Raw genomic sequence first — 19,722 nt, 5'->3', positions numbered from 1 at the left:
CACCACTCCGAACATGCGGGCTTTCCCGAAGTGGCTCTTGAGAGCGTGAGAACCGGGGCCCCACCGATACGTCGGTGGGGCCCGGTGCCTGAACAAGAGATGGCTGCCCGTACTGCGCCCGGCCGGGACTACAGCACGTCAGCGACGGGCAGCCGGGCCAGGGCCTCGGCGAGTTGGCGTACGGTCACCGAACCGGTCTCGGGCAGGCCGGCCTCCAGCCAGGCCTCCCGGGCCGACTCCTTGGCACCCTCGGCTGCGGCCAGCACGTTCTCCTTCGCGCTGTGCTCGTGCACGGGGTCGGTGTCCGGACCGTGGTCGGTCAGGTGGACGACGGTGCGGACCTGCAGCTTGGCGTTGGAGGCCATCTGCTCGTTGAGGCGGTACACACGCAGCCGGTGCCCGACCAACGCCCGAGCACGCTCGATCATCGCCCGCCCGGCGTCCGTATCACCACGGTCGGTGCGCAGGCGCTCCAGCTCCCCGGAGGTGTTGCGGACGACCAGGAGCCCGCGGGTACTCGTGGACTCGATACGGACGGAGAGCAGGGTGGCGGTGAACTGCTTCGCGGCATCCAGACGCTGGAGGTCCTGCCCGACCGTGTCGGCGAGGGTGTAGAGGTGGATGGCCCGGGCCCGGACCTGCTCGGTCCAGGCCGCCTCCTCCCCTGACGGACAGGGGCCGACCGCACGAGCGGCGGCGAGGGTCAGTTCGAGGTCACGAGGGTTCACCGCACCATTCTCCTCATGCGCCCGCAGTGCTGTCCGGGCCCTTGAAGACAGAGCAGCGTGGCTGGGACCGGAACGGGGTTGCTGGAGACATACGCGCGCCTGATCGTCCGGGTACCGGCACCGTCGTGGCTGACTTTCGGTGGTGCGGGTCCAACCGGGGCAGGGAGTGCTCCAGGTCCCCGTCAAGGCGACCGCATGGCTCTCGGCATCGGTTCAAGAAGAGCAACCAGACACGGACCCGCACCTTATAAAGAATAGAGAGCATCACGTTTCCGCAGGTCAGAGGGGGTGACATGGCCTCAGAACATGACTTCCACGTCATTTTGAGGCCTCGGAAGTTGCGCGTGAAGTCAAGTTGCCCCGTATCCATTGCGACTTATCTGCGCAATCTGGCGACGGGCTCCGGAACCGTCGCGAACATGACTCCCACGTCATGTTCGCGACGCGTAACGCGCAGATAGGTCGCGTCGTTGCTATCTATATGCGCAATCACTACTGTGCTCTGCGTCTAGGTTTCGATCTTGAGGAGCATGTAGCGCCATGTCCGCACAGCCTCAAGGGGACCCCCGCCGGGTCCCCGGCTCGTCCCCGCCCCGTGCGCCGAGCCCCAGCAGCCCGTACGCGGGCACGCTCGGTCCGAGGAAGAACCTCGTCGAGCTGCCCGTCGGCCACACGGCGGAGGTCAAGCCCCCGGTCACCGCAGGCGACTTCGTCGGCAAGTACTTCGCCCAGGACAGCCTGGAGTTCCTGCGCTGGGCCGCCAGGTACTTCAGGGACGACAACGTGACCCTGTGCGTACTGCTCTACATGATGGGAAGCCAGGAAGTAGGAGGAGCCGTCGAGCTCAAGCAGGCCGAGATCGCCGCCGAGCTGGACATGGACCCGGCCCAGGTGTCCCGGGCCCAGTCCAAGCTGAAGAGACTGGGACTGGCCTACTCGCCGAAGAAGGGGTCGATCCAGCTCCAGCCGGCGGTGACCCTGCGCGGAGGCTACCGGCTGATCGAGAAGCCCGCTCGCGGATCGGTGGCCAAGAGCGTCAAGGTCCAGGTGGAACAGCTGAGCCTGCTCAACGAGCTCATGCTCGACCCCGGCGTTCCGGAGGAGTTCAGAGACATGGCCCTGCCAGGTGCGAAACTGCCCAGACCGTCCTCGAGGACGCGCAAGCGCAAGCGCACGGGGAAGAAGCCGGAGGCGTGAGGATGAGGACTGCAGCGTCTGCGAACCCGGAGCCGCCGGAGCTGACATACGGCACCTTCAACGGCTTCGCCTACATGCCCGCGATGCCGGGCATCGCCTACCGAGTGCTGTTCCGGCTCCTGGGGACCCAGGAGCCGGGAGGGCGCTGCCTGGTCACCGAAGAGGAGCTGGCCGAAGCCCTGGACGTACACCGCTCCATGGTGGGGCGGGGCCTGCAGGCCCTGATCCTCGCCAAGCTGGTGTTCCGCCAGGCCAAGGGCATCTACCTCCTCAACCCGATGATCAGCGGCGCGCGCAGCGTCACCGAGCACCTGGAGGCCATCGGCACACTCGACCCCGCGGACCGTCTCGACGTCGACGACTACCAGGAGCGTTACGAGGCCTCCGTCGCCCAGGCCGAGCAGGAGAAGAAGGAGAAGCGCCTGGGCCGCAGGAGCTCCCCCGGCCGCTCGAAGCCGACCAAGGCGGTCCCCGAGGGAACCGCGGAGGTACTGAACCTCTCGACGGCCCGCGACCGCTCACGGCGGAGGCCGCCCTGCCCGTGACCCGACCGGCACAACATTGAGGCCCCCGCCGAAGCGGGGGCCTCAATGTGTCTAGGTTTCGGAAGACAGCCTACCTTCCCACCCGTGCCGGCACCACAGAAGACCTTGACGTCGGTGTCACCACTTATCACGGCGTGATAATCCGGCCCGTGGCGTCACCCCTGGTGCTGTCCGATCGATGCGGCACGGCCGCCTCAGGGGTGGCACATGGCCGGTCGACGCACCAGCAGGTCGATCACTCCCGTCAGGTCCTCCTCGCCGCTGCCTTCGGACAGGCGGCGGCGCATCAACGCGAAGTAAGGGGCGAGCAGTTCCGGGCTGACGCCCTGCTGCTCGGCGGTGCTCAGGAAGGTCGGTGTGCCGGCCACCTGCATCGCGAGGTTGGAGACGACACCCTTGGTGTAGTCACCGCTGCGCAGCTGGTCGGCGGTCTGGTGAACGGACGGAGCCATCGCGACGAGCCAGTCGGCGAGCAGCGGGGCGAGCGACGCGGGGTCGATGTCCTCCTTGCGGATCAGGGCGAAGGCGTGCGCGGCCCCGGCGAACATCCCGTACATGGCGCTGAGCAGGGCCACGTCGTGGAGCGCCGCGAAGCCCGCGTCCTCACCGACGTAGGTGGTGCCGGCCGGTACGCGCAGTGTCTCCGCGTACCGCTCGAACAGCTCCCGCGAGCCGCTGTAGAAGACGTAGCCGCCGGCCTCGGGGACGCCGATCATCGGAGGGACGGCCATGATCCCGCCGTCCAGGTAGCGGGCGCCGCGCTCGCGGGCCCACTCGGCGCGGGCGCGGGCCTCGGCAGGGGTGCTGGTGGTCAGGTTGACCAGGTCCCGGCCGGCCAGGTCGGTGCCGGCCAGCGTCTCCTCGACCGAGGCGTCGTCCAGCAGACAGACGACGACCAGCGTGTTCGCCGCGACGGCGGCGGCGGCGCCGTCCGCGACCCTCGCCCCCTCTGCGGCGAGCGGTGCGGAGCGGGCCGGAGTGCGGTTCCAGACGGTGACCGGGTGGCCGGCGGCGAGCCAGGTGCGGGCCAGCGCGGTGCCCATCGCGCCGAGGCCCAGCAGCGTGACGGACGTCTTCTCAACAGTGGTCTGTGCCATGCCGACTAGGCTGGGAGCAGGCCCGGAGGCGATCAAGTACGCACTTCGGAGTGGGTGGTTACCCCGGGGTGAGCGAGCACGTCAGAGGGGTGGGGCATGACGACACTGAACCGGCCGGGCGCACGGGACGGACACGTCTGCGGGATCGACACCGCGATGGAGGTGATCGGCGGCAAGTGGAAGGTGCTGATCCTCTGGGCGCTCCACGAGCACCCCCACCGCCGCTTCGGCGAACTGCGCCGGCTGCTCCCGGGGATCACCGAGAAGGTGCTCGCCTCCCACTTGCGCGAGATGGAGGCGGACGGCGTCGTGCAACGCGTCTCCTACGACGAGGTGCCGCCCCGCGTCGAGTACTCGCTGACCGAGGACGGCAAGCACCTCAACGACGCACTCCAGCCACTGGCCGCCTGGGGACGCGGGCGGTCGACCGCCCGAGGGCTGGATGATCAGCGGATGCCCAGGGGCGCTTAGTGTCCCCGAGTCAGAAGGGCGGACTCTCGGAGTAGCCGCCTGTCCCGTCGGCCGCCCACCAGGAATCACGTTCCGCCTTGAGACGGGCGTGACGCTCGCGGGCTGCGATGTCGTCCGCGTTCTCCAGGTCGCCGGTGTCGTGCCCCCATGCCTTCATCGCGTCCAGGGCACGGTCCCGGTTGTGGCGGTCGGTGCTGGTGGCCAGCAGGCGACGGGCGTGGCCGACCAGCTCAGCCCGGTGCGTGGTGAGCGCGGGATGCTCTGCGAGGGGGATCGCAGCGACGAAAGCGGCGTCGCGCACCTCCGCGTCGTCGTGGTCGAGAAGGGGACGGACAGCGGAGAAGATCGCCGGGCGCAAGTCCCGGAACGCGCGCATCGCCCTGTCCTCGCCGAGGAACCCCTCGCCGAAGTGGCGTTCGCTGATGGCGACGCACTCGTCGTCGGCGTCGTGGGCGGTGTCACCGAGCCACTTGAGCAGTCTCACGACGGTCGGGCGGTGCGGTGGCATGCCGGCATCGGTGCCGGAGTCGCCTGCCGCGATGACCGGGTGATGGAGGACGGCCGCGACGTAACACGCCACGGGCACGGTGGCCTCGTAGATGGTGTTCTGGTGGGTCACTTCCCTGAGCGCGTCATCGATGGCGGCCGTCCTGACGACCGGGTCAGGGCTGACGATGCGCGCCAGCGTCGTCGGCAGGGATCCGCCCGTCCCGCGTACGGTGGCAAGCGACGCCCAGTCCGTACCCTCCAGGAGCGCTTGACGGTGAGGCAGCTCGTGGGGCCGAGGATTCTCGATCCGACCGCGGCGGTTGCTCACAGGCGGAGGCTACAGCGTCGCCGGACCGGCGTTGCTCGCGGCCTTGTGCGCGGAGCAGGGCCGCACTCCGTGTCGCCACGGACACCGGTTCATCCGGCGGCCCGGGATCGTCACGGGCCAGTAACAGCCGATCCTGTGCTGTGGTCCGCGGTCCGTGGCGTGGGGTGGGCTGTGCACATGACACTGCGAAGATCGATCACAGCCGCTTGCTGCGTTGCCACCCTGCTGCTCGCCGGCTGCAGTTCCGATCGTGACAGCGGTGCGCAGGACCGCAAGCAGCAGCGAAGCCCCTCGCCGGCCGTTGTCGCGCCCACGGCCACTGGTCCCGTCCCCCAGGGGAAGGGCGGCAGGCTGCCCGACGACATCAACGGTGACGGATACCGGGATCTCGAGCTCGACCACCGTCGCGCACTGTTGGGAGTCCCGAGCGGACTGCGCGACAGCACCACGTTCCTCTTCGGCTCGCCGACCGGACTGCGGCCCACCGTCCGCACCGCGCTGACCCCGGACTCCCTGGGGCTGCCCGAGCCGTCAGGACAACCGGACGCCGTGGGCATCGGATCGTTGACGACCGCCGACCTGGACGGCGACGGTTTCCCCGAATTCATCACCCGGGTGCCGCTTGCCAAGGACCCGGCGGTCGAGGAGCGGTACGGGGTCGGCCCGAAGCTGGTCCTTCACATCGCCTGGGGCACGCCCGCGGGGCACCCGCGTCCGGGGACGGAGGCAACCCGCCTCCCCGTGCCGGGCATCGCGGCACAGCTGGGCGTGAACGGCCTGCCCGCGGTCGGCGACTTCGACGGCGACGGGCAGCACGACCTGGCGGTCACAAGCGGCTTGGACGGCAGCGACACAGCACCGCTCGAACTGTCCGTGCTCTACGGGCCGTTCGACCGCGGCGGCCGTGCCGCCCGGACACAGAGCCTGCCGATTCCCAACAGGCCGTACGGGCGGCCGATCGCTGCCCCGGTCGTACCCGGCCAGGTCTCGGACCTGGTGCTGAAGTTCAGCGACTCCGGTGAGCAGTCCGGTGGCCTGCTGTTCGAGGCAGGCCCCGACGGCCTGCGGGCCCCGGGCCGCGAACTGCGTGCCGGCAACGGGATGGCGTTCGGCGACTTCGACGGGGACGGGCGCCGGGACGTCGCGGTCGCCGACAACGGCAGCCGCCCCATGGAGGACGGCGAAACCGAGCCGGCAGCCCCCGAGGTGGACCAGATGGTCACGGTCTACTTCCACGGCCGTGCCCGTGTCCTCGACTTCCGGCTGCCGGGCATCTTCGGCCCATCGCTCGCCGCCGACACCGACGGCGACGGCCGCGACGAGCTCGCCGCCCAGGTCCGCGTCGACCCCGACGCCGCTTGCTGTGAGCTGCGCACCGAGTTGCTCACCCTCACCCCGTCCGGTATCGAGTCGAGGCGCACACTCAGTCGTACCGGCCCCCCGGTGCGCGGCACCACCCACGCGGACCTCTACGCGGCAGGCGACTTCTCCGCGGACGGCAGGGACGAACTCGTTTTCGCTCTGGGACTGCGGCCCACCTCCCACGAACCGACGTTCGAGGGCACCCGCTGGTGGGTCGTCGAGGGCGATGGCAGGGATCAGATCGTCTTCACCGGTGACCCCTTCGCCGATCGCCCCTCGGCGGATGATGACGGTGGGTCGGAGGACTCGGAGTGAACCTTGTGGGCGGTCTCGCCCAAGGCCACTGCTGGTGGACACGCGCCGAAGCCCGTTCCCGGGCGCGCAGCCACGCCGGGCGGCAATTATCACGGCGTGATAATTCAGTGGGGGCGCCCAACGGGTGAAACCGCGTCAGAACTTGCAAAGAGGGTGTCATTACGCCTTCAGGGGTCAGTATGCTGACGTCATGGCTTCTCCTTACCCTGATGGAGACCGGGAAAAGGTAGCGTCCAAGCTGCCCTCGGCGCTCCAACAAGCACTCAAGGTCCGCGCCGCCGAGCTCAGCCTGGACATCCAGGACGCCGTCGAGGCGGCCATCAACGACTGGCGCGGCGGCGCGAGCAGCGGCGCCGAAGTGGACACCGCCGGTGCGAAGTCGTTCTCCACATGGCTTCCGCCAGGGCTGTACGAGCAGTTCAAGGAGACCTGCACCGCCCGCGGCGTCTCCTACACCCAGGGCCTCGCCCAGTCGATCCGCGACTGGCTCGACGCGAACCCCTCCCCCCGGCACGGAGCCCGAGGCACCGACCCCGAACGGAAGATCGTCGGCAACCAGAAGGGCGGGGTCGGCAAGACCGCCATCTCCGCCGGCATCGGCGAGGCCTACGCCGAGGCGGGCAAGCGCGTCCTCGTCGTCGACTTCGACCCGCAGGGACACCTCAGCGAACAGCTCGGAGTCCCCCAGATCGAACCCAACCACGACAGCCTGGTCTCCCACATGTGCGGCGAAGGCAGTGGGGATCTGCGCGATCTCGTCGTGGAGATAGACGATCCGCGGTTCGAGAAGCGCCTGCACGTCCTGCCCGCCTGCTTCGACGGGTTCCTCCTCGACGCGAAGATCGCCGTCGTGGCGACGCAGAAGCGCGGCTTCCAGAAGGAAGCGGCCCTCGAGCTGGCCCTGCGCCCCCTGGAAGCCGACTACGACGTCATCATCGTCGACTGCCCGCCCAGCCTCGGCATCGCCATGGACGCCGCCCTCTACTACGGGCGCCGGCGCCGCGGTGAGCCCGTCGGCGTCTCCGGGGTCGTCATCCCCGTACTCGCCGAGGACTCCTCCGCCACCGCCTACGGCATGCTCGCCCAGCAGATCGAGGACCTCTGCGAAGACCTCTCCCTCGAGATCGACTACCTCGGCCTGGTCGTCAACCTGTACGACTCCCGCCGCGGTTACGTCGCCACCTCGTCCCTGGACAACTGGAAGTCGCTCGGCGACCCGAAGGTCCTCGCCGTCATCGGCGATCTGAAGGAACAGCGCGAAGCGGTCCGCAAGCGGATGCCGCTGCTGACCTACGCGCCCCACAGTGACCAGGCCGAAGCCATGCGGCAGGTAGCGAAGGGAGCAACCCGTTGAGCAAGGCCGACACCCTCGGATCGGCACCCGCGTTCGGCGCGGCCCGCGGCGCCCGGTCCTCCCGGCGCAGCCTCATCGACAAGACCATCGCCGGCGAGGAAGCGACCGCAGCGGCCACCACAGAGCTGCCGGTCACCCTCATCAGCGACAACCCCGACAACCCGCGCAACCACCTGCGCAACCTCGACGAGACGGTACAGACCGTCCGCGAGGTCGGCATCATCATCCCCATCGCCGTGGCGACGGTCGAGGCCTACCTGCGCACCCGGCCGGACCGCGCCGACGAGCTGGACCCCGGGACGCAGTACATCGTCGTCGACGGCCACCGCCGTCTCGAGGCCGCCCGCCGCGTCGGAATGGCCACCATCCCGGTCCGCGTCGACAACGGACGGGTCGCCACCGACGAAACCCTCCTCGAGGCCGCGTTCGTCGCGAACTACCACCGCGACGACATGACGGACCTGGAGGAGGCCCACGCCCTCAAGGCCCTGGTCGACTACTACGGCTCCCAGACCAAGGCGTCCAAACGGCTGGGCATCCCGCAGAACACCATCTCCAGCAAGCTGTCCTTGCTGAAGCTCACTCCCGAGCTCCAGAAGGACCTGGTGACCGGGACGCGGAAGGTCGAGCACGTCCGCAACCTCGGCAAGCTGTCTCCCGAGGAGCAGAAGACCAAGGCGGACGAACGGGCGGAAGCAGCCCGCAGGAAGGCGGAGGCCCGACCGCAGGAAGTCGTCGAGCGCTCAGCGGGCCCCGCCGATTATCACGGCGTGATAATCCCGGAGGCGCCTGCCGAGCCGGCCGCTCCGCCGTCCCCTCCGGTCCGGCCCGATGCGGCCACGCCGCCCGTCGAGCGCGAGCAGGCTCCCGAGTCCATCCCGGAACCGCGCGCCGGAGCAGGGGAACCAGGGACGGCGAACGCAGAGGCAGAACAGCCGAAGCAGCCGAAGCGGCTCCCCTACGACGACGCCTTCTACTGCGTGCACCATCTCCACCAGAAGATGAAGCCCGAGACGTTCGCCCAAGGCGCCCGGGTGTGGATGGACGTCCTGCGGGAGCAGCACCCGGACGAGTACAAGGCCCTGCTGACCGAACTGGGAACCCGATAACAGAACCCCACCCGTCGGCCCCGCTCGCCTTCCTCCGCGGCGGTGAGCGGGGCCGCGTCCGAGAGCGTTTCCCGTGCACGGGTGTCCTTTGAGAGCCAAGTTGGTCCGGTGCGATGTCCTGACCTGGGGCGACTGGGTTGGATGTCGAAGGACAGCTGTCGGGCGGGAGCAAAGTGAGGACCGCGACTGGGCGGTTCAGCGCTGGCCGGAACCGCGTACGCCACCTGTCACGGGCCTCCCCGCCCGCCAGAAGTCCGGCCACGCGACGTCGTCGATCGCCAGCCACGGCGCGACGGCGACAGCAGTCGGCGTGAGCCCCGTGAACGCCTTCACGTCGCGGTGCAGATGGGACTGGTCGACGTAGCCGCTCTCGGCGGCGACACCGGCGGGAGGGACACCCGCCGCGAGGAGATGGGCCGCATGGTCGAACCGCACCAACTGGGCGGCCCGCTTGGGGCTGACGCCGAGCTGCGCCCGGAAACGCGCCCACAGGCGCTTGCGGCTCCAGCCGACCTCGTCCGCCAGGCCGTCGATACGCACCCGGCCACCGCCGGCGACCGTCCGCCTCCAGAGGTGGGCGATCTCCGGATCGACCCGCGGGCCGTCCCCGATCCGTCGGCGGATGATGTCCGCCGCCATCGCGAACCGCTCGTCCCACGACCCGGCTGTACGCAGCCGCTCCTCGATGAGCCCGGCGTCGCGGCCCCAGACGTCCGCCAAGGATTCCACACTCCCGCTGACCCCGGCCGACGAGCCGAGCACCGCGGCCGCCACACCCGGTTGCAGCCGGACCTGCAGGCACTCGCCCACCCGGCCGGACGCCCGCAGCTCCCCGGGGGCCAGGCCGATCACGACACTGCCGTGTCCGTGCCGGCCCTGCGTGTCGTAGACCAGGCCGCCGTCGTCGCTCAGATCGATGAGCAAGGTGACGGACGGATGCGCGACCATCGCGATACCGGCGGGCGCGGGGACACGCTGGCGAAATCCGGCCATGCTGATTCCCGGCAGCCGGTCCGAAGCCACCGGTACCGCGATGTCGATGCCCGCCCACGCGGACAACACCCCCCGTGACGACACGCCACCATTCTAGGCCGGGTCTGCAGACGAGGTTCCGGCGCAGCGGGCCGTGAAGTCCAGCAGCAGCCGGCCCACTTGCTCGGGCGCTTCCAGCGTGGGCATGTGCCCGACGCCCGGCAGCATCTCGACCCGCACGCCCGGCACGACGTCGTACTGACCCGCCGACGTGGGATCCCACCGCGGATCGGCGGCGCCGAAGAGTACGAGCACCGGGACCCCGAGGACGGCGAGCCGCTCGGGCACGGGCTGTTCGGCGAGGTACGCGGTGTTCTCACGCAGCGCCTCGCGGAACGCGCGGTACGTGGTCCTCCGCGCGTCGGCGACCATGCCGGGCGGAATGGTCGCAGGCCCGGCGAGCGTGGCGCCGATGCCTTTGCGGATCATCGCGTCCGAACGCCGCCACCACAGCAGCGGCCCGAAGGGCGGTGCCAGCAGGGCACGCAGGATGGCCGGCTGCGGCAGCAGCGCGTCGAGGCGCGGCCCGGTGCTGATCATCGCCAGCGAACCCACCAGGTCGGGGCGCTGCTCCGCGAGCGCGGTGGCGACGTATCCGCCGCTGGAGTGGCCTGCCACGGTGACGGCGCGCAATCCGAGTTCGTCGAGCAGCGCCGCGACGCGGCGCGCCTGCGCCGGAACGTCGTAGGACGTGGCGGGCGGGGACTGGCCGCAGCCCGGAAGGTCTATCCGGACGACATGACGACGGGCGGCGAGGGCCGGGACCACCGGCCCCCAGGAGGCGCCCGAGGCCCCAGATCCGTGAATGAGCAGCAGCGGCGGCGCGTCCCGCGGTCCGTCGCGGTTTACATGCATCGGCTGCGCGTGCTGTGCGTCGTGGTCGTTCATAGGGCGATGGTGCGGGGGCGGCGGCTACCGGTCTTGTACGAATGTCGCCAACGGCCCGCGGCGGGCGCGCCCCGCGTCTGGATGTCAACGATTCTGCTCGTGCCGGCGCTGTTCGGGATCGTGGAAGAGACCCTGATCCTGCACGATCATCCACCGCGCCGGCCCCATGAAGCCGACGCGGAAACACGGTGGAGCCCGTTCCACCCCAACTGCCGCTCCTGAGCTTGAGTACAGCCGGGTCGTGAGGTGGCCCGGAGGGGAGTCACACGGTGAGGGCGCCGCCGACGAAGGTACGTTCTGGCGGTGACGCCACGAGTTCGACCATGGTGCCGGCGCGGAGGTCATCACCGACCACGCGCGTGATCGCGTCGGTGAGCGCAGTGCCGAGGCGCGCGGTGATCTGGGCGGCGTCGGGGCGGTCGAAGACGCCGGCGCGGACGCCCAAGGTCACCGAGGCAGTGGTGTCCACGGCCTTGCCCCCCTGCGCGAAACGGCCTGCGGGGACTCCGGCCAGGCGGACGCTTACGAGAGCGCGGGCCCACTCGCCGTAGACGTCGACGACAGCGTCGGTCAGTGCGGCGACGAGCAGGGGTTCGTTCCCGGTCAGCCTGTTCTCTGGAAGGTGGACGGTCAGATGAGGCATAGTGAACCTCGTTCCCTTTGAATCCAAAGCCTTTGTCTTTAAAGGTATCTGGAAGAGGTCGCTGATGTCCACGGAATCGGACGGTCCAGCCGTCGATGAGGCCGTCCGCACCCTGCTGTTGCTCATGCCACGGCTCGTGGGCCGCGCCAAGCGCCTGCCCATACCTCCGGCGCTCCAGGGTCTGGACCTGGCACCGCGACACCTCGCACTGCTGGCCCACCTGGAGTACGACGGCCCCACCAGCATCAACGAACTGGCCGCTCGGCTGGAGGTGGCCCCGACGACCGTCAGCCTCATGGTCAGCGAGCTGTCACGGCCAGGCGTCCTGCAGCGCACCGCCGATCCCGCCGACCGCCGCCGCCGCATCATCGCCATCGCCCCCGCCTACGCCGCACCGATCGGCGAATGGCTCTCTGGCAGCGCCTCTGCCTGGGAAGGCGTCATGCGCGGTCTCGCCCCTGCGGAACGCGCCACGGTCATCGCCGCCCTGCACGCCTACGAGGCCGCCTTGGAGCAGGCGGGCGACCAGCACCGGAACGCGCGGCTGCGTTAGCGGGCCGAGATTTGTCTCGGCGAACCAAGTCCCCGCGTCCCACCCGATCCAGTCCACGCGGGTCGGCTCAGGGATGGACGACCGACTTCGTCGACACAGGACATCTGTGCTACCCCAAGACCGGTGACGAAGCGGAACGGGTTCGCCGGTGTCGCGTCCCGCGGGCAGAACTGAAAGGCCGTCGCCAAGGTCGGGGTGCTGGGCGGTGCCCGGCTCTGCGGACGGTTCGCACCGACAGAACCGGAGCGACAGGCGGCACCAGCTCTGCGGTGGAGACCTCTACGAGGTGTGCGGGAACGACATCCCCGTCTTTCGGGGCGGTCACGTACTCGATGACCTGGGCGTGGGGGAGTGCCGGAACCCTCTGACGCAGGATGTGCACGGCATGGGTCCTCCCGCGAGCGTCCGCCACCGCCCGGACTTCATCGTGCAGATCGTCCACGGCGGTCCGTACTGCCTGTCCTCGGACACGGACTCGGCAGTCCGCCTCCCACGCGCCGGTCGCTGTGGTACGGCGGTGGTGAGCGGAGCCGGAGCGGTACGGGCCCAGCCGGACGCCCGGCCCCTCGCACCGGGGACGGCGGGCACCATGCATGGGAGACTCGGCGGCCGACTCGCTGAACCAGAAGGGACATGTGCCGTGTCGGACGCCGCACCGCCGCCGGTCCACCTCGACAAGGTGATGGAAGGACTCGCGGAGAACCCCGCGCTGCCGCCCGAGTTCATCCGCCGTCTCTTCGCCCACCGCAAGAGCCATCGCGGTGTCGCCGGGCGTCCGGATCTGACCGACGGCATGATCGCCGAGATCATCGCCCTGGACGAGCACTGGCTCACACACTCGCTCGCGCTCAACCGCAGCCTGCCGGACGCCTTCCGGATGACGCTCGCCGAGCACCCGGATCCGGCGATACGGGCGGCCGTGGTGGTCGGCGCGGACGGCGGCGGACCGCGCGAGCTGTTCGAGCGGCTGCTCGACGACGCCGACCCGACGACGCGCGAGTACCTGGCGCGGAACAAGCACATGCCGGCGGATCTGCGCGCCCGGCTGGCGGCCGACCCGGAGCCGAAGGTCAGGGCGATGCTCGCCCAGTGGTGGACGCGGGCCCCGGAACCGACACGCCGGCTGCTGCTGACGGACCCCGAGGACACGGTGCGCGCGGCAGCCTGCGCGACCTACTACCCAGGACGTCCCCATCCCGTCCCGCCCACCGACCTGCTCCCGGCACTGCTGGCCGACCCGGTCACGCGCGCCGGGGCGGTGCGCCACTGCGCCCTCGACACCGACACGGCCCGCCGACTGGCCGACGACCCGGTCCCTGAGGTGCGGGAGGAACTCGCCGGACATCCCGATCTCCCACCGCCGCTGCGCGACGTCCTCGCCGGAGATCTCAACCCACTGGTCGGACTCCGCGTCTTCACACGCCAGGACACCCCTGAGCCGACCCGCGCCACGATCCACGCACGGCTCCTGTCCGACGTGCCCCCGCGGGACTGGCTCACCGATCCGCACGCCGACCTGGACGACGACGTGCTCGAGCACCAGATCATGAGCGAGATGGCGCGTCTGCGGCTTCGGACACTGCGCCTGCCGTGGGTGACCGCCGATCCCCTGCCGTACGTGGACTCGCCCTACGCCTGCTTCCGCGCCTCGGCAGCGAGGTCCGACGACCTCCCCGCGCCGGTCGCGGCCCGGCTGCTCGACGACGAGGACAGCGGCGTCCGTACGACCATGGCCCTGCGCGCCCGGGACCGGATCGACGCGGCCACCGCCGAACGCATCGACCGCACCTACCGCCCGGCGAAGAAGACCCGGTGGCGTCCGGCCGACGACCTCCCCCTCCCGACGGACGTTCTCCGGCGCCTGGCCACCGACCCCGACCCGAGGATGCGACAGCTGGCCCCACGCGACCCCGATCTGCCGGTGGAACTCGTCCGCCACCTGGCCGCCGACCCCGACCCCACCGTGCGCCACACGATCGCGACCCATCCCCGGCTTCCGGTCCGCGAGCTGACGCAACTGCTGGCCGACCCGTCGGAACGGGTCGCGACCGCCGCGGCCGGCAACCCCGGCCTGCCGCCCGAACACATGCAACGGCTCCTCACCCTGGCGGGCCTGTGAGACCGACGTGTGCACTGCGAGCAGTTGGCCGAAGACCTTTTCTTTCAGGCCCCGGCTCGGCCTTTCACCGTTGCCTCCTCCCGTGCACCGTTTTGTCATCACAACCCGGTCAACTGCTCCCCGCACCCGCGGGGATGGTTTTCCGGTACGTCAACGGCGTGTTCTGTGCAGGACTGCTGCCCTGGCTGCCCAGGCCAGAGTGCTCTGGCCCCGCATGGACAGCCCGAGTCGGTTCCAGTGGAAGAGCACGTGGTAGCTGAGTACCTGCCGTAAACCGCGGTCGAGCGTCCCCGATTCGACCGCACTGCTGAGTTCCTGACCGGTGGTGCGGAAGGCGGTGGCCCACTCCGTGACGGGCTCAAGCCGACCGCCGGGGTGTAGCAGGACGTCGCTGTCGGCGCAGAGCAGGGGCAGGATTTCCTGGGCGAGGGCTTTCAGACGGTTCTCCGGGACATCGCTGAGGGCTGACCGGTGTTCGTCCGTGATGACGCGGTGCCAGACGTCCCCCTGTTCGTACCACTCCAGTCCAGCGGCACGCATCATGATCGTGCAGAGGAGGACGGAGAGTTCCCGGGGGCCCACCGCCAGGTTGCTCCGGTGCGGCAACTGCTGCGCCTCGCGGCTGTCGGCGATGAACAGGGCGTGCGCGGCCCTCATGCTGGTCGCGCCCCCGAAAGCCGCGGTTTCCGGCTCGTAGATGCCCGGCCACCACCTTTGCAGGTGCCGCTCGGCGACGAGGCGGTCGAAGCCGTCACCGATGGGCAGCTTGGCCCCGATACCAGGGCGCAGGCGCAGGCGCCAGCAGGGATGCTTCCTGGTGTACCACCAGCCCTCGATCGTGCCGGTGGCCTCCGCATCCCGGAGTACGGGCAGCACGTGTGTGGTGAAGGTGGTGTCTGCGTTCGCCCAGTCCGTGAAGTGGAGATATACCTGCCACCAGTCGGCGGTGGCGGCCTGACGAGCGAGGGCCTCCCGGCCGGCCTGGTCGTAGACCGCCACAGCCTCGGACAGGACCGCGAGGTCGATCCGGTACGGGCCGGCGACATCGGCAACCGGCAGGCCGGTGAGGACGGCGGACACCGCGCGCTGGACCGGGCTCGGCTTCGCCTGGATCAGTTGATCAAGAGACATGCGTCCCATCCGGTGGTCGGGGCCTGCTGAGAGGCGTACGTGGTGAGAGCGAGCGCAGTGCCGGCGTCACCGTTGATCAGCCCGGCCACCGGAAGGCTGCCGGGCCGGGCCTGCGCGGCGAGGATGCCGCCGAGTCGATCCGGAAGGGCCTGAAGGCGAGGGTCGAGGGCATCGGCGGCAGCGCGGACGGCCGTCTGGTAGACGCCCGCCCAGCCGTGGCACAGGCCGGTGTCGGTGATGTGGGCGAGCTGTGCGGGGTCGGTCAGGGCCCGGTACAGGGCGTCCTCGTAGAACTCCTGGAGGGCGGGGGAGTGGAGGGTGAGCCCGGCGAGTTGCCCTGCCCGCGCGATGCCCGTCGTTCCGTAACACCAGCTCGGCCGGGTGGGGGTGTCGTGGTGAGGGCGCCCGCGGTCGAGGTCGCGGCGCGAGATGTGCTCGGGCCACCAGGGGCCGGTGGGCCCGTACTGGCACCATGCCTCGAGGTGCGCACAGATCGCCCACATGGCGTCTTCGTGGCCGCTGACGGTGATGCCTCGGCGCAGGGCCTGGGCCAGGAGGAGGAGCGGGCCGGTGATGCCGTGCGCGGCACCGAAGTTGCCGTGTCCGCCGGGGAAGCGGGGTGATTCGCCGCGGGCTGGGTCGTGACGGACCCACCAGCCGGGCAGGCCGCGACCACCGGGCGCGAGCGGGCGGGTCAGAGCGACGAGGTACCGCAGGACCCGTTCCAGGTCGAGCCCCTCGGGGTCGGTACGCAGAAGGTAGGCCCCGATGCCGGTGAGACCGTAGAACAGGTCGTACTCGGCGAACGTGGGGAGGTCGCGCTTGCGGATGCGAGTGAGCGCGGCGTCCACACGGCGGTGGGCGAGGTCGGTGATGTGCCGGTGGAGAGTCTTCTGCGCCGGCTCGTAAAGGTGTTGGTGGGGCGGCGGGACGGTGGTGAGGAGGAAGCCGACGGCCGGGGCACCGAGGAACAGCCCGGTGGTGTCGGCCGCGCTGATGTGTCCGGCTGCCGCGGCGGTGATCCACCGGTGGGCGGGCAGCCAGGAGCCGCCGTAGCGGCTGGCCATCTCGACGTGCAGCAGGCTGATCCCGGCAGTGCCGTCGGCGAGGGACTGCACCGCCCAGGGCTCGTCCGGGGGTGGAGGAGCGGGTTCCGCCAACTGGGCGATGTACTGCTTCAGGATCGCTGCGGCGGCGGTGGCGGCCGGCGCGGTCATCGGTTTGCCATCCGGTGCTGGAGGGCCACGGTCCGTACGAGCCGCAACGTGGTCACCTCGGCGCTCGGGCTCACGCCCAGTGTCCGGACGTGATGTTGGTGCAGCAGAGTCCGGGCGACGGCGAGCGGGTCGCGCTCCCCGGCCAGGGTGTTCCGGTAGGTGCTCAGGGCCGAGGTGCGGGCCTGCCACGCATCAGCGACCTGGGAACCGCCTGGAAGGGGCGTGAGAGCAGATACACCGCCGGGGGCGGCGAGCTCGAGCACTTGGTTGCGCAGTACCCGGTCCAGCCGGCCCTTGCCTCGGGGAAGGTTGCGCACCAACCACTCCTCGGCATCGGTGACGCTCGCGGCGAGGTGGGTGACGAGGTGCAAAGCGCCGGCTGCGGCGAGGGCCTGCGGGGCGAAGGCGTCGGTGCGCTCGGTGAGCTGGATCTGCGCGAGCGCGGCGGCGGAGTCCGCAGCGAACACCCGGTACGCGGCGGCCATGGCCGCTCCGTGGCCGAAGCGTCCGGTCTGCGGCTGGTGGGGAGCCAGGAGCAGACCGGACGCCAGGCCGAGTCCGTGGAGGCTGTCCGCCCAGGCACGGGCGTGCTCCGCCCCGATGCCGTACGTGCCCGGAGGTAGGTGCAGGGTGACATCGAGATGCTGGTCGGCGTCCGGGCGGGCCATCTCCCGGTGTCGGATGAACCACCAGGTCGGCGGGGTCTCGCCGAAAGCGGCCAGCAGGCGGGGCAGGTGCCGGCTCAGGATCTCGTCGTAGCGGCGCGGGTGGGCGTGGAGCTGTGCGTGGAGAATGTCGTCGGCGCCGGGAAGATGCCGCCCGGTAGGGGCCGGGGGTACGGCGCGCGGCCGGGGCATGTCGACGGTCTCGGGCCGGGACCGGCCGAGGGCGAGCCAGATCTCGTGCGCGCGCCCGATCCAGCCGTGGGCGTCGCCTTCCGGGACCTCTCGCAGCTCCAGGCGCCGGGTGTTGTCGAGGTGCGCGCGCAGCACCCGGCGGTGGACCGGGTGGGACAGGTCGAGGGGAAGGCGCTGGTCGTACTCGATCATGGCGACCTGCATCGGGACCCGCAGCCGGTTCCGCCAGGCGTCGAAGGAGTGCTCCCACTGTTCCATCGGGGCTTTGCGGCCGGGCAGCTCGTCGGCCATCAGCAGCCACCGGGCATGAGTGAGGATGGTGCGGCGGTAGCGCACCCGCGGCAGGAACGGCAGCCGGGACCCGGCACCGAAGTCGAACGGCTTGTAGGCGGCGTACCGCGCGTGGGCCACCTCGGCGAGGAAGCGGGCCAGCGGCGGGGTCTGGGTCCCGCCTTCCAGGGCGTGCAGGACCCGTACGTCGATGCGTCGGCCGGTGGAGAACCGCACCAGGTGGAAGCTGCGGGCGTCCGCGGTGACGGCGATGTCGGCGAGCGGGATCACCGCCTCTTCCGCCTCCCGGTGGCCGGACAGCTCGATGACGTTCGGCAGCAACCGCCGGGTACGGGTGACGTTCTCGCTGCGGCGGCGGCGCGGCGGGAACACGAGCTGCGTGAGGAGTGCGTCCGGAGCTCCGAGGTACGCGGCGGCGAGAGCATCCTGTTGTTCGGGCGGCAGGACATGGGCGAACCGGCCGGCCATGCTGCTCCCGGGCCGCGGCACCGCGGTCAGCAGCACGTCGAAGGCGCCGCGCGCCAGATCCGTGGTGCTGGGGGAGTGGACTTCGAAGGCGACCTCCACCCGGGGTACGAACAGCCGCTCGTCACTTCCCGCGGCCCTCTTCAGGGCATCGACCATTGCGTCCGTCAGCCGGAGTTCGTCGCGGCCGTCCACGAGAACTTCCTGCACCAGGGCGAGCAGGAGTTCGTCGCGGTCGGTGAGCGGCTTCGGAGCGGCGCCGCGCTCCGAGCCGAGGTAGCCGGCGGGCAGGCCCAGGCCGCTGTCGGAGACCAGATCCCTCACCGGCACCAGGGCGCCGACGCCGTACCGGGCCCGGAACCGGTGGTGGTAGTCCCGCCAATGCCGGTAGCCGTAGGGCTGCGGGGTGGTCCGGTACAGGGCCGACACGGCTGCTTGAACTTCCGCGATCACGGACTGCGGGAGCTGCACGTCACAGTCGAGGACGGTGTCGACGAGCAGTGGTGTGGGGGTGACGGGCGTGAGGTCGCGCATCCGCGCGGCGACCGCGCTCACGCTGGTGTCGGAGAGCGCCGGCTGATGTGCGGACATGTCCTCGCGCACCGCGTACAGCGCGTGGACCAGGTCCCGCACCTCCGGGACGCTGTCCGCCTGGTGCCGGTCCAGTTCGTCGCACAGGTGCTGGAAGGAGTCCACGGTGGTCGCGGACGCCCACAGGCTGCTGATGAGGAACTGCTGCTCGACCAGGCCCGTGAGGAGAGTGTCGATCTTCTCCGCGGTGGCCTGCGGGAAGTTGTCGCGCAGGTGTGCGTGGAGGTCACCGTAGGTGATGGGTGTGTCGGCTGCGTGCATCGTGGCGGCCACCGGCCGGGTGTTGCGGACGGACACCTCGACCGGGGCCAGGAGGTGGGCGTGACCGTCGGAGGGTGGGCCCGGTGCCACGAGCCGGTCACCGCGGACGCGCGCGGCGTTGTTGGCGACGAGCGGCAACCGCCTCAGTAACGCGGGACTGCGCTGGAGCCGCAGGACCATGTCGGTGACCCATTCGGCATCCGGCCGGATCGTCGCGCGGTGCTTGTCGCGCCATCGCACGTTCGCCCGCGGCCCGACGGACACGGGGGCGGTGCCGGCGAACAGACCGAGCGGGGTCGGGCGGTGCTGCCACCGCAGAAGGTAGGAGACCACCGACAGCGCGGTGCGGCGAACCTGACGAGGCTCGGTCTGCCGGCCCCGGAGGACGGCCTCGATGGCGTCGGAGAGGACGGGGGTGGCCAATTGCAGCGCGTGGCGGAAGTCTTCGCGCTGCCAGACGCGGTTCAGCCATCCGCGGGTGACGGCCACGTCGTCCAGATTGAGCGTGCGGGGTACGTCTGCCGGTCCGGGGCTGGTGGTGGCGCGCAGCATCGCGGCGCCCTGCCACTGGTAGTCGGCGACTGCTCGGGAAGCCATGAGGCCCTTCCTTCAGGCGGCGCGCGGGAGGGGAGGGAGGCGGCTGGTGGGCCGAACGCAGCGCTACGTCCGGCCCACCAGC

17 protein-coding genes are annotated in these 19,722 nt (G+C 70.5%); 8 read left to right on the top strand and 9 right to left on the bottom strand.

Annotated elements, in window-relative coordinates; translation table 11 throughout:
* Positions 1 to 128: 128 nt before the first annotated feature.
* A complete protein-coding gene (locus tag ACZ62B_RS30225) occupies positions 129 to 728 on the bottom strand; it encodes a hypothetical protein (protein ID WP_468724106.1) in 600 nt (199 codons plus the stop codon).
* A gap of 540 nt (positions 729 to 1,268) precedes the next feature.
* Here ACZ62B_RS30225 and ACZ62B_RS30220 point away from each other — a divergent pair.
* Positions 1,269 to 1,925 carry a hypothetical protein gene (locus ACZ62B_RS30220; protein WP_468724108.1) on the top strand — a complete coding sequence of 219 codons (657 nt, stop codon included), beginning with the start codon at positions 1,269 to 1,271 and terminating at the stop codon, positions 1,923 to 1,925.
* A gap of 2 nt (positions 1,926 to 1,927) precedes the next feature.
* Positions 1,928 to 2,470, top strand: coding sequence for a hypothetical protein (locus ACZ62B_RS30215; RefSeq protein WP_469692817.1), 543 nt, complete (start codon positions 1,928 to 1,930; stop codon positions 2,468 to 2,470).
* A 194-nt stretch (positions 2,471 to 2,664) separates the two neighbouring features.
* Here the strand turns inward: ACZ62B_RS30215 and ACZ62B_RS30210 are convergent, their stop codons facing one another.
* Positions 2,665 to 3,567, bottom strand: a complete 903-nt coding sequence (locus tag ACZ62B_RS30210) for an NAD(P)-dependent oxidoreductase (RefSeq protein ID WP_469692816.1) — start codon at positions 3,565 to 3,567, stop codon at positions 2,665 to 2,667.
* A 96-nt stretch (positions 3,568 to 3,663) separates the two neighbouring features.
* Here ACZ62B_RS30210 and ACZ62B_RS30205 point away from each other — a divergent pair, with 96 nt between their 5' ends.
* A complete protein-coding gene (locus ACZ62B_RS30205; protein WP_468724112.1) occupies positions 3,664 to 4,038 on the top strand; it encodes a winged helix-turn-helix transcriptional regulator in 375 nt (124 codons plus the stop codon).
* 10 nt (positions 4,039 to 4,048) lie between these two features.
* Here ACZ62B_RS30205 and ACZ62B_RS30200 read toward each other — a convergent pair whose 3' ends face one another.
* Positions 4,049 to 4,855 (bottom strand): hypothetical protein, encoded by an 807-nt coding sequence (locus tag ACZ62B_RS30200; protein ID WP_469692813.1) that lies wholly within the window; start codon positions 4,853 to 4,855, stop codon positions 4,049 to 4,051.
* A gap of 177 nt (positions 4,856 to 5,032) precedes the next feature.
* Here ACZ62B_RS30200 and ACZ62B_RS30195 point away from each other — a divergent pair, with 177 nt between their 5' ends.
* From ACZ62B_RS30195 to ACZ62B_RS30185, 3 genes are all read left to right on the top strand, one after another.
* Positions 5,033 to 6,532, top strand: a complete 1,500-nt coding sequence (locus ACZ62B_RS30195; RefSeq protein WP_468884035.1) for a VCBS repeat-containing protein — start codon at positions 5,033 to 5,035, stop codon at positions 6,530 to 6,532.
* 190 nt (positions 6,533 to 6,722) lie between these two features.
* On the top strand, positions 6,723 to 7,886 hold the full coding sequence (locus ACZ62B_RS30190; protein WP_344561349.1) for a ParA family protein: 1,164 nt from the start codon (positions 6,723 to 6,725) through the stop codon (positions 7,884 to 7,886).
* Positions 7,883 to 8,995: a ParB/RepB/Spo0J family partition protein gene (locus ACZ62B_RS30185; RefSeq protein ID WP_468884037.1), complete on the top strand. Its 1,113-nt coding sequence runs from the start codon at positions 7,883 to 7,885 to the stop codon at positions 8,993 to 8,995. Before ACZ62B_RS30190 ends, ACZ62B_RS30185 begins: the two co-directional genes overlap by 4 nt.
* 195 nt (positions 8,996 to 9,190) lie before the next feature.
* Here the strand turns inward: ACZ62B_RS30185 and ACZ62B_RS30180 are convergent, their stop codons facing one another.
* The 3 genes from ACZ62B_RS30180 to ACZ62B_RS30170 form a co-directional block, all read right to left on the bottom strand.
* Positions 9,191 to 10,072 carry a helix-turn-helix domain-containing protein gene (locus ACZ62B_RS30180; RefSeq protein WP_469692809.1) on the bottom strand — a complete coding sequence of 294 codons (882 nt, stop codon included), beginning with the start codon at positions 10,070 to 10,072 and terminating at the stop codon, positions 9,191 to 9,193.
* A gap of 9 nt (positions 10,073 to 10,081) precedes the next feature.
* The gene (locus ACZ62B_RS30175) at positions 10,082 to 10,915 is read right to left on the bottom strand and encodes an alpha/beta fold hydrolase (protein WP_468884041.1); all 834 of its coding nucleotides are present in this window, start codon (positions 10,913 to 10,915) and stop codon (positions 10,082 to 10,084) included.
* A gap of 262 nt (positions 10,916 to 11,177) precedes the next feature.
* Positions 11,178 to 11,630 (bottom strand): tautomerase family protein, encoded by a 453-nt coding sequence (locus ACZ62B_RS30170; RefSeq protein WP_344561357.1) that lies wholly within the window; start codon positions 11,628 to 11,630, stop codon positions 11,178 to 11,180.
* Between ACZ62B_RS30170 and ACZ62B_RS30165 the strand changes: the two genes are divergently transcribed.
* On the top strand, positions 11,623 to 12,111 hold the full coding sequence (locus ACZ62B_RS30165; protein WP_344561359.1) for a MarR family winged helix-turn-helix transcriptional regulator: 489 nt from the start codon (positions 11,623 to 11,625) through the stop codon (positions 12,109 to 12,111). The two genes, ACZ62B_RS30170 and ACZ62B_RS30165, sit on opposite strands and share 8 nt — an antisense overlap.
* Before the next feature lie 640 nt (positions 12,112 to 12,751).
* Entirely contained in the window at positions 12,752 to 14,230 is a 1,479-nt protein-coding gene (locus ACZ62B_RS30160; protein WP_469692806.1) for a hypothetical protein, read from the top strand.
* A gap of 150 nt (positions 14,231 to 14,380) precedes the next feature.
* Here ACZ62B_RS30160 and ACZ62B_RS30155 read toward each other — a convergent pair whose 3' ends face one another.
* Genes ACZ62B_RS30155 through ACZ62B_RS30145 form a run of 3 tightly spaced genes read right to left on the bottom strand, consistent with a single transcriptional unit; the run spans position 14,381 to position 19,640 of the window.
* On the bottom strand, positions 14,381 to 15,361 hold the full coding sequence (locus ACZ62B_RS30155; protein WP_469692804.1) for a thiopeptide-type bacteriocin biosynthesis protein: 981 nt from the start codon (positions 15,359 to 15,361) through the stop codon (positions 14,381 to 14,383).
* Positions 15,343 to 16,578, bottom strand: a complete 1,236-nt coding sequence (locus ACZ62B_RS30150) for a lanthionine synthetase C family protein (RefSeq protein ID WP_344561365.1) — start codon at positions 16,576 to 16,578, stop codon at positions 15,343 to 15,345. The genes ACZ62B_RS30155 and ACZ62B_RS30150 overlap by 19 nt, the downstream gene beginning before the upstream one ends.
* A complete protein-coding gene (locus tag ACZ62B_RS30145) occupies positions 16,575 to 19,640 on the bottom strand; it encodes a lantibiotic dehydratase (RefSeq protein WP_469692802.1) in 3,066 nt (1,021 codons plus the stop codon). Before ACZ62B_RS30145 ends, ACZ62B_RS30150 begins: the two co-directional genes overlap by 4 nt.
* Between the last annotated feature and the right edge of the window lie 82 nt (positions 19,641 to 19,722).

The organism is Streptomyces sp. NPDC053426 (assembly GCF_055585405.1).
Note: the sequence above shows the minus strand (reverse complement) of the source record. Positions and strands in the feature narration are given on the sequence as shown.

What these genes read in the sequence shown, in the direction of transcription:
- ACZ62B_RS30220 (WP_468724108.1), top strand. Translation starts at nt 1,269, where the DNA reads ATGTCCGCACAGCCTCAAGGGGACCCCCGCCGGGTCCCCGGCTCGTCC.
- ACZ62B_RS30215 (WP_469692817.1), top strand. Translation starts at nt 1,928, where the DNA reads ATGAGGACTGCAGCGTCTGCGAACCCGGAGCCGCCGGAGCTGACATAC.
- ACZ62B_RS30210 (WP_469692816.1), bottom strand. Translation starts at nt 3,567, where the DNA reads ATGGCACAGACCACTGTTGAGAAGACGTCCGTCACGCTGCTGGGCCTC.
- ACZ62B_RS30205 (WP_468724112.1), top strand. Translation starts at nt 3,664, where the DNA reads ATGACGACACTGAACCGGCCGGGCGCACGGGACGGACACGTCTGCGGG.
- ACZ62B_RS30195 (WP_468884035.1), top strand. Translation starts at nt 5,033, where the DNA reads ATGACACTGCGAAGATCGATCACAGCCGCTTGCTGCGTTGCCACCCTG.
- ACZ62B_RS30190 (WP_344561349.1), top strand. Translation starts at nt 6,723, where the DNA reads ATGGCTTCTCCTTACCCTGATGGAGACCGGGAAAAGGTAGCGTCCAAG.
- ACZ62B_RS30175 (WP_468884041.1), bottom strand. Translation starts at nt 10,915, where the DNA reads ATGAACGACCACGACGCACAGCACGCGCAGCCGATGCATGTAAACCGC.
- ACZ62B_RS30165 (WP_344561359.1), top strand. Translation starts at nt 11,623, where the DNA reads ATGTCCACGGAATCGGACGGTCCAGCCGTCGATGAGGCCGTCCGCACC.
- ACZ62B_RS30155 (WP_469692804.1), bottom strand. Translation starts at nt 15,361, where the DNA reads ATGTCTCTTGATCAACTGATCCAGGCGAAGCCGAGCCCGGTCCAGCGC.
- ACZ62B_RS30150 (WP_344561365.1), bottom strand. Translation starts at nt 16,578, where the DNA reads ATGACCGCGCCGGCCGCCACCGCCGCCGCAGCGATCCTGAAGCAGTAC.
- ACZ62B_RS30145 (WP_469692802.1), bottom strand. Translation starts at nt 19,640, where the DNA reads ATGGCTTCCCGAGCAGTCGCCGACTACCAGTGGCAGGGCGCCGCGATG.